This window comes from Pedomonas sp., assembly GCF_036515995.1.
Lineage (GTDB): Bacteria > Pseudomonadota > Alphaproteobacteria > Sphingomonadales > Sphingomonadaceae > Pedomonas.
Map to the genome: position 1 here is coordinate 1 of NZ_DATBUP010000027.1, position 7,569 is coordinate 7,569.

Sequence of the window (7,569 nt, forward strand, 5' to 3'; positions counted from 1 at the left end):
TGAGGCCCGGCCGGGCCGACCGCGCACAATCCAGGATGATGAGATTGCTGCCGTGATTGAACGGACGCTACGTTCAACACCAGGCGATGCCACACATTGGTCGATCCGTTCGATGGCCGCCGCAACCGGTTTTTCTCATACGACAATTCGGCGGATCTGGAGTGCTTTCGGCCTGCAACCCCATCGCACCCAGACGTTCAAGCTGTCCAATGATCCGCTGTTCGTGGACAAGGTGCGCGATATCGTCGGGCTCTATCTGTCGCCGCCAACGCGGGCACTGGTCCTAAGTGTTGACGAAAAGAGCCAAATCCAGGCCCTTGACCGGGAACAGCCGGTGCTGCCGATGATGCCGGGCGTACCGGAGCGCCGAACCCACTCCTATGTCCGGCATGGCACAACCTCACTGTTTGCAGCGCTCGACATCGCGTGAGGCTTTGTGATCGGCAAATGCTACAAGCGGCACAGAGCCGTCGAGTTTCTGGATTTCCTGAAGCAGATTGACGCCAGCGTCCCTGCCGGCCTGGACATTCATATCGTCATGGATAGCTACAGCACCCACAAAACCGCCGCGGTGAGAGCCTGGCTGGCACGCCGACCTCATTACCATGTCCACTTCACGCCGACATCCGCATCCTGGATCAACCAGGTTGAACGCTGGTTTGCCGAACTCACGCGCAAGCAGCTGCGCCGCGGCGTTCATACCTCAGTCAGGCAACTCGAAAACGATATTCAGGCCTTCATCGAGCAGCACAACAAAAACCCAAGGCCCTATCGATGGACCAAAACCGCTGATGAGATCCTCTCGTCAGTGAAGCGCTTTTGCCAGAAAACGCAGAAAACCTTATGCACCGAACTTTAGATTCACCAGACTAGAAGATGGTCGAGACCAGGCGGTAGGGCCTCGGCCCGGTCCCTTCGAGCTCGAGGCAGAATACATCCTCGCCCCAGACGACGCAGTGCGCCTGGATCGGGCAGTCCTGCGCGATAATGGCGACAGGGCGGCCATGGCGCTCGAACAGGCGCTGGGCGACCCGGCAGGCGCGGGTGTAGTCGCTCAAGCGCCGGCGCAGGGGCGATGGGTGGTCGGGCCAGGGCATGGATGAGCCAGGTTCTGAGGCGCGCATCACTCCCTCCTCAAAGGCGGGCAGCTGTTGCTGCATGGGCATGCTGAGCCCCGTCATGGCCGGGGCTCCTTTGGGTCTGCGGCCGGTGGGCTCGCCGCTTCCACGAGATCAGCGACGGAGCGAATGCCGAACAGCGCCAGGTGGCGGCCGGGCACATGCTTGCCCGCCACATGGGTCGCCAGGATTTCAAAGGTCGCCCGCGCCTTGAGGTGGGCAAGGCTTTGGGCATGCTCGGCCGGGCAAGCGTGGAGCGCGGTGCTGACGGCCTGCCGGAGGACATCGTGGTAGTCCGAGTAGTAGGTAAGCGCGATCCGGTGGATTTCCCGCCAGTGCTGGCGCAGGTGTTCGCGCTGAAGGCTGGCGGCCGCAGCGATGTCGGCCCACTGGGCCTCGGATACCGTATCAAGCCGGCTCCAGAAGGCATGGATCTCCGGGGTGGCCCACGGGTAGCGGCCGTCGCGCTCGATGAGCGTGTCCGGCCAGATCGGGCGATCATTCTCAGGCCCTAAGCGCATGAGGACGGCATGGGTCAGACTGATGCCGAGGATCTCGGCAACCGCCCGGTCGATGACGCCCTGGGGCGCCGCCTCATACTGGCCGCGGGACCAGCGGGCCAGGTGCTTCAGCACATACCAGTGCGGCTCGACCTTGAGGGGCGTCACCGACAGCGGCCCACCCGGACTCTTCGTGTCGTGGAGGAGCGTGTGCTTGACGCCCCAGAAGTCGCGCATCCATTCGGCGTTGCGCTCGATCTGGTGCTCCCGCCAGCGGGCTGAATGATCCGTGCCGGCCTCCTCGGCGGGCGCGCCGATGCGCCGCGTCAAAAGAAGAACGGGGCGCGGGCGTTGGCGTTGGCGCAAGCGCAGGGTTTTCTGGAACAGCTTGAGCAGGTCTTTGAACATGAGAAGGGCTCCTTTCAAGCGAAGGCCCTGAGGGCACCCGCGCAGCACGACGGCGCCCCGCGTGAGCACACGCGAGGAAGAAGCCGAAGCGGCAGGGATCAGGGTAGAGGTGGCGAGAACGTTGAGCTGCTTGGCGGGGGCAGTGCCCCTCGAGGCCACCGAAGGTCGTCAGTAATCCTCGGGAAACCCGACGGTCAGCACCCGGCAGGTGACGGCCGGGTTGGCGGGGTCTGAACTCCCCTTGCGTCCGGCCGTGTCGTAGTAGTCGATCTTGAAGAAGAAGGTGCGCTGCCAGCTTTCAAAAAATCCGAAGTCGTGTTCCTGATGAGGGTCGTTGTTTTCGTCAAAAGCATCGAACGCGGCCAAAGCGCGCAACAGAAACAGCCGGCGCGCCAGCCATTCCTTGGGCAGCAGCTCCGGCGCGGATTGAAGGAAGTCGGCGACGGCCGTGGTCAGCACCACCTGGCCGAGGCTCGTGTCAAACGGGGCCTGGCGCAGCTGGTCGTTAAGCTCGCGAATGCGGGCCTTGTGCGCCGGGTCATCAAGGTCTCGGGTCATGGCAAAAGCCTTTCGGCAAGCGCGTGCGCCCGGCCTGCTCGAGAAAGAGCAGCCGGTCGCAGCGGCGCGGGTCGCGGAAATGGTTGATCAGGCCGGCTTCAGGACATCGGCCCAGTCGTTGCAGGGCGGCTCGGGATACCGGGCCAGAACCTCGAGGCCCGCGCTGGCATAGGTGGCCTGCGCCCGCGCAGCGCCGTGGCGGCCGGCCTCGTCATTGTCGCCGAACAGCACGAGGGTCTGGACATTCTCCGGCAGCCTCAGTTGATAGAGCCGCGTGCTCGACAGCGCCGCCCAGACCGGAATGCCGTGAAGTTGCATCGCGGCCAGGGCCGTCTCGACGCCCTCGGCGAGCCCGAGCGTCGCATCGGCCGGCGCCAGCTGCACTGCGCTTTTGCCGGGCGCATTGGTCAGCATGCGCCGGGGCTCGTAGGAGCTGAGGCGCGGTTCGTTCGGGTCGAGGTAGATGCGGTGCAACGCCACAAGCCGGCCGTCCAGGTCCTGGCACGCGGCGAGCAAAGCCGGAGGCCAATGCCCGCTCGGCCGGTGGCGGCAGCGGGGCAGGAAGCGCAAGGGCACGCTCTGAGGAGCAGTTAGCCCGCGTGCTTCCAGGTAGCGGGCAGCGTGCGTGTTCTGGACCGGCACCGCCTCGCCCCAGAGCCTCTCCACCCAGGCCTGGATTTCCTGGGGATTGCGCTCAGGCGGCAAGGCCTTGAGGCGACAACCGCCCAGGTGGGGCTCATACTGGCGGATGGCCGCCAGCACAGACGATTGGGAACAGCCTGCATGGCATTTGAAAAGCAGCGCCTGCTCGCCAGTACGGATGCTGAGCGAGGGCGTGCGATCATGGTGGGCCGGACAGCGGCACATGCCGTGCTGTCCGAACCAGGCGCCGCCGAGCAGCCCGCACAGACGGGCGCCGGCCGCGGCCAGTTCTGAGGTCATGGGAGGCCTCCCAGGAAAAGAACGAGGGGCAGGAAGAGGCAAGGGATTGATGCTTCTCACCCCCCTCCTCTTCCCCCCCTCCCTCTTTCTTTTCCTGCGAGAAAGGGGCCAAGGAAAACGAATGCCAAGGCGCAATCGCAGCGGCACGCATGAGATCAGCTTGATATGTTCGGGGCTGGAAGGCCTGACTGCAGGCAAAGGGTAGGCCCCGTCATACATCACCAGGGGCAGGCTAACCGACCGCATGCAAGCGGACGCCGAGCCGAGCGATTGCCCGTCGGGCGCTATAGCTGGCGTCAGCTTCGCGCCCATGTTCGCTGTTCGATGGGATCACAGCAGTTTCCGAAACCAGACGCCATTCCCGGACCTGCTTCGTGGCCATGACGCGGAGAGCACCATGGTCCAGTTTGTCCAGATCATTATCAGAAGCAAGAGCAGCTTAACCCTCCTGTCTGCCAGCGCAAAGTGAGCCACTGCAGCTCTGCTCCGGGTTCAACCGCTAATCACTTTGTTGGCGTGCCAAACCCCGTGAGATCAGGTCCGCAACGAACGCGGCCTTACGATCAATCTCTTCCGGCGTTCTTGGCTGCACTTGCCCAGTCGCCACTGCCTTCACCATGTCCTCTGCAAGCAGCCAGAGAAAAAGGGATGCCACTTCATCGCAGTCCACGGTCCGGATCAGTCCACGGCGCAGGAAGCTTTCCAGATAACGTCGCAGCGGCTCTTGCTGGCGAAGCCTCTTGGCCTCCAGCATTGCCTGCCGGAACTCCGGAAAACGGTGACTCTCGCGGACGCTGATTGCGGTGATCGCAATAGAAGCCGCCGTTCGGTTCAGGTTAAGAACTGTGCGGGCCCGCTCATAAAGGCCGTCATACAAGGACAAGTCGTCCGTATCAGCGAACTTCGCGCCCAACGAGCGATCTGCGATTCTCTGGAGCACAGCCTGAAGCAAACCCGGCTTTCCACCGTACTTGGCATAGATAGTCTGCTTCGAGACGCCGGCTTTCCTGGAGAACAGGTCAAGCGTGGCGCGCTCATATCCGTGCTCGATTAGAACTGCTTCGGCAATCGAAAGCAGTTCCTCGGCCCGCTTTTTCAGATCCTGAGCTTTGGGGCGTCCGGCCCCCTCTTTGAAACTAAGTGCTTACTCATAAATCCTCTTGACGGTGTGAGCGGCATAACGCAACGTGAGAAGAAATCAAACGACTCATTACTTATTAAACCGTACTCACAATGGCTTTTGACCCACACTAACTGAACTAAAGATAAGGGGGAGGGATAACTTGCGTAATATTATGTCTGTTGCACAGCGTATCGGGCTGTGCGCAACGACGGCTGTCGCCCTTTGCGCTCCAGCCTATGCGCAAACCAAGCAGCAAACTGAACTGACATTCGACGATATTGTTGTGACGGCAACACGGCAGAGCCAACGCCTGCAGGACGTGCCGATGGCGGTCGATGTCACAACCGGCGAGCAGATTACGCGCCTCTCGATTCTGAATGTGAGCGATATCCAGCAGCTTTCGCCTGGTTTGCAGATCACGAACACCACCGGCCGCAACAATACCGCGACGCTGCGCGGCATCTCGTTCGATCCCGACAGCGGCGCGTTTCCGGCCGTTGAAGTTTACTTCAACGAGATGTCCGTCAATGCCCAGCAGACGTTTGCCGCACTATACGACATTGCACAGATTGAAGTGCTGCGCGGTCCGCAGGGATCGACCCGCGGCAAGACCGCTCCGGCTGGCGCAATCACGATTGCAACGCGCCGCCCTGACTTGAACGAGGTTAACGGCTATGTCCAGGGAACGGCAGCAACCCGCGATGCCTACAATCTGCAGGCCGCCGTATCCATCCCTCTTAAATCGGATGTGCTTGCGGTGCGGGCGGCTGTGCTGACCGACAAGAACCGCGCCAACCACGTGCGCAACATTCACACCGGCGAACGCTCCCGGTCGGAGACAAAGAGCGGCCGCCTCAGCGTTGCCTATGAACCTTCGCCAGATTTCCGCACTGACGTTGTCTATCAATACCTCGATGTTGACTCTCGAGTATTCCAGCAGGTTGTCGGCACCGGCAATCAACCGAGGCTGCTTGATCCCAGCCGCAGTGGCCCTGCAATCGACGTGGACGATCGTTTGTCGGTGACGGAGGGGCCGGCTCATTTCAAGAACCGGTCGCACTTCCTGACGCTGAACGCCAGCTGGGACCTTGGCACACACGAGCTCGCCTTCTCAGGGGGCTATGTCGACACCAAGCTGAGGGCCCGGCGCGATTATGATCCAACAAATGCGGTCCCCGATTTCATCAATCTTCAGGACACTGACACCCGGTACGACGGCCTGACCGGCGAGCTTCGGCTGGCTTCCAGGTTTGCGGGCCCTATCAACTACACGGTAAGTGCCTACAGGTCGGCAATTTCCGGGCCAACTGCCGTTTCTCAGCAGAGCGCGACCTTCTTCCCGAGCACGCTGCTGGGCCTACCCGGCCCTGCAACCCCGATCGCAGCGAGCACCGGTCTGTTCCTTCCGCTCGACATTACGACAACCGTACCCATAAAGAATGTCACCGAATCCATTGCCGGCAGCCTGGAGTTCCAGTTGACGGACAAGCTGCGTGCGGAGGTGGCCGCGCGTTACAATTGGCTGCGGAGCAACTTCCAGACTTACCTCACCGTGAACACGCCCGGTTTGCCCCTTTTCGGGGTGCCTGCCGGAACAATGATCGGCCCGGATCTGCCGTCGAACGCAAAAACCGCCCATCGCTTCAAGGCCTTGACCGGCGGTGGCAGCATTGTCTACGAAGCCTCGCCTGATGTGACGACGTATCTTTCGTATGGCCATTCCTATCGCTTCGGCCCGGTCGCTGTCGGCTTGACGGATCCGCTCAGCGCCGATCTTACCCAAACCGATGATGAAACCTCGGATTCCGTAGAGCTGGGCATCAAATCGAAGCTCCTTGATCGGCGCCTGTCGCTCAATGCGGCGTTGTTCTACCAGAAAATCAATAATTATATATCACGTGTTCCGCAGGTCTATTATTCGGCCAATCGGGACGGTGCGATTACCAGCTCTTTCGACTTCAACTTCAACGGCGATGTGAAATCGAAGGGCGCTGAAATCTCACTCTCGGCAACGCCTACCGACAACTGGGACCTGGATGTCGCCGCAAGCTATGTCGATGCACGCTATGATAATGCATCAGCGCCGTGCAACGTGTTCGACGCATCCGGAAAGATCATCATTCCAGTCGGTCAGGAAACGGCGAGATGCACTCGAGATGATCGCATCGCCGAGGCGCCGCGCTTCAGTCTGAGCGCCAATACAGAGTATCGCGTTCCAGTCGGCACCAATGACGCCTTTGTGCGTGCGCTGCTGACGTATCAGCCCGGCTTCAACTCTGACCTGGCTCAGTTCAAGTATTCGAGCCTGACGAACCTCAACATCTTCATTGGCCTGCGCAGTGAAAACGGTTGGGAAATCTCCGGCTTCGTGAAGAATGTCTTCAATCAGGAGCGCATTCGCTCGATCAGCTCATCGATCGGCCAGGTTGGAACGGTCGACCCCGACGTCGTCTTCAGTTCCGGCTACAGAACGGTCTCCGTATCGGCGCCCCGCGAGTTCGGCCTCACGGCGACCTTGAACTTCTAAGAGGGACACCTTGCCATGTTCGACAGACTTAAGAACAAGTCCATCATCGTCATTGGCTCCGGCAGCGGGATCGGCGCGGCGACCGTCAAGCGTCTGGCAGCCGAGGGCGCGCGAGTCTGCGCCGCAGACATCAACGAAGCCGGAGCACGGGCTGTTGCGGATGACGTAACTTCAAAAGGCGGCGAGGCATTTCCGGTTTACATCGACCTTGCCGATGAAGCCTCGGTCAACAAGGCCGTTGCCGCGGCAGCCGACCGCTTTGGCGGCCTGACGGGTGCCCACATCAATGCGGCGGACCTCGGGACCATCATGCAGGACAGCAACGCGCTGGATGAAGATCTGGCCGTTTTCGACCGGACGCTCTCGATCAACTTGCGGGGGCACCTTCTTTGC

The 7,569-nt window shown here is 61.2% G+C and carries 7 protein-coding genes and 2 pseudogenes; 3 read left to right on the forward strand and 6 right to left on the reverse strand.

Features of this window, described 5'->3' with window-relative positions:
* Positions 1–859, forward strand: a pseudogene (locus tag VIG90_RS02215) (IS630 family transposase); the annotation flags it as partial.
* Between the two features lie 10 nt (positions 860–869).
* Here VIG90_RS02215 and VIG90_RS02220 read toward each other — a convergent pair.
* From VIG90_RS02220 to VIG90_RS19835, 6 genes and pseudogenes are all read right to left on the reverse strand, one after another.
* Positions 870–1,181, reverse strand: coding sequence for a hypothetical protein (locus tag VIG90_RS02220; RefSeq protein WP_331591799.1), 312 nt, complete (start codon positions 1,179–1,181; stop codon positions 870–872).
* The gene (locus VIG90_RS02225; protein WP_331591800.1) at positions 1,178–2,026 is read right to left on the reverse strand and encodes a hypothetical protein; all 849 of its coding nucleotides are present in this window, start codon (positions 2,024–2,026) and stop codon (positions 1,178–1,180) included. Before VIG90_RS02225 ends, VIG90_RS02220 begins: the two co-directional genes overlap by 4 nt.
* A gap of 168 nt (positions 2,027–2,194) precedes the next feature.
* Positions 2,195–2,584: a DUF3768 domain-containing protein gene (locus tag VIG90_RS02230; RefSeq protein ID WP_331591801.1), complete on the reverse strand. Its 390-nt coding sequence runs from the start codon at positions 2,582–2,584 to the stop codon at positions 2,195–2,197.
* A gap of 87 nt (positions 2,585–2,671) precedes the next feature.
* Positions 2,672–3,526: a DUF7146 domain-containing protein gene (locus VIG90_RS02235; RefSeq protein ID WP_331591802.1), complete on the reverse strand. Its 855-nt coding sequence runs from the start codon at positions 3,524–3,526 to the stop codon at positions 2,672–2,674.
* 499 nt (positions 3,527–4,025) lie between these two features.
* Complete coding sequence (locus VIG90_RS02240) at positions 4,026–4,439, reverse strand: TetR/AcrR family transcriptional regulator C-terminal domain-containing protein (RefSeq protein ID WP_331591803.1); 414 nt, start codon at positions 4,437–4,439, stop codon at positions 4,026–4,028.
* A 36-nt stretch (positions 4,440–4,475) separates the two neighbouring features.
* A pseudogene (locus VIG90_RS19835) lies at positions 4,476–4,625 on the reverse strand (TetR/AcrR family transcriptional regulator); the annotation flags it as partial.
* Between the two features lie 184 nt (positions 4,626–4,809).
* On the opposite strand from VIG90_RS19835, the gene VIG90_RS02245 reads away from it, so the two are divergent.
* Both VIG90_RS02245 and VIG90_RS02250 read left to right on the forward strand, forming a co-directional pair.
* Positions 4,810–7,176 (forward strand): TonB-dependent receptor, encoded by a 2,367-nt coding sequence (locus VIG90_RS02245; RefSeq protein ID WP_331591804.1) that lies wholly within the window; start codon positions 4,810–4,812, stop codon positions 7,174–7,176.
* A gap of 15 nt (positions 7,177–7,191) precedes the next feature.
* Positions 7,192–7,569, forward strand: a 378-nt coding sequence (locus VIG90_RS02250; protein ID WP_331591805.1) for an SDR family NAD(P)-dependent oxidoreductase, incomplete at its 3' end; no start/stop codon positions are given.

Coding starts and splice junctions, on each gene's coding strand:
- VIG90_RS02220 (WP_331591799.1), bottom strand. CDS start 1,181: ATGACGGGGCTCAGCATGCCCATGCAGCAACAGCTGCCCGCCTTTGAG.
- VIG90_RS02225 (WP_331591800.1), bottom strand. CDS start 2,026: ATGTTCAAAGACCTGCTCAAGCTGTTCCAGAAAACCCTGCGCTTGCGC.
- VIG90_RS02230 (WP_331591801.1), bottom strand. CDS start 2,584: ATGACCCGAGACCTTGATGACCCGGCGCACAAGGCCCGCATTCGCGAG.
- VIG90_RS02235 (WP_331591802.1), bottom strand. CDS start 3,526: ATGACCTCAGAACTGGCCGCGGCCGGCGCCCGTCTGTGCGGGCTGCTC.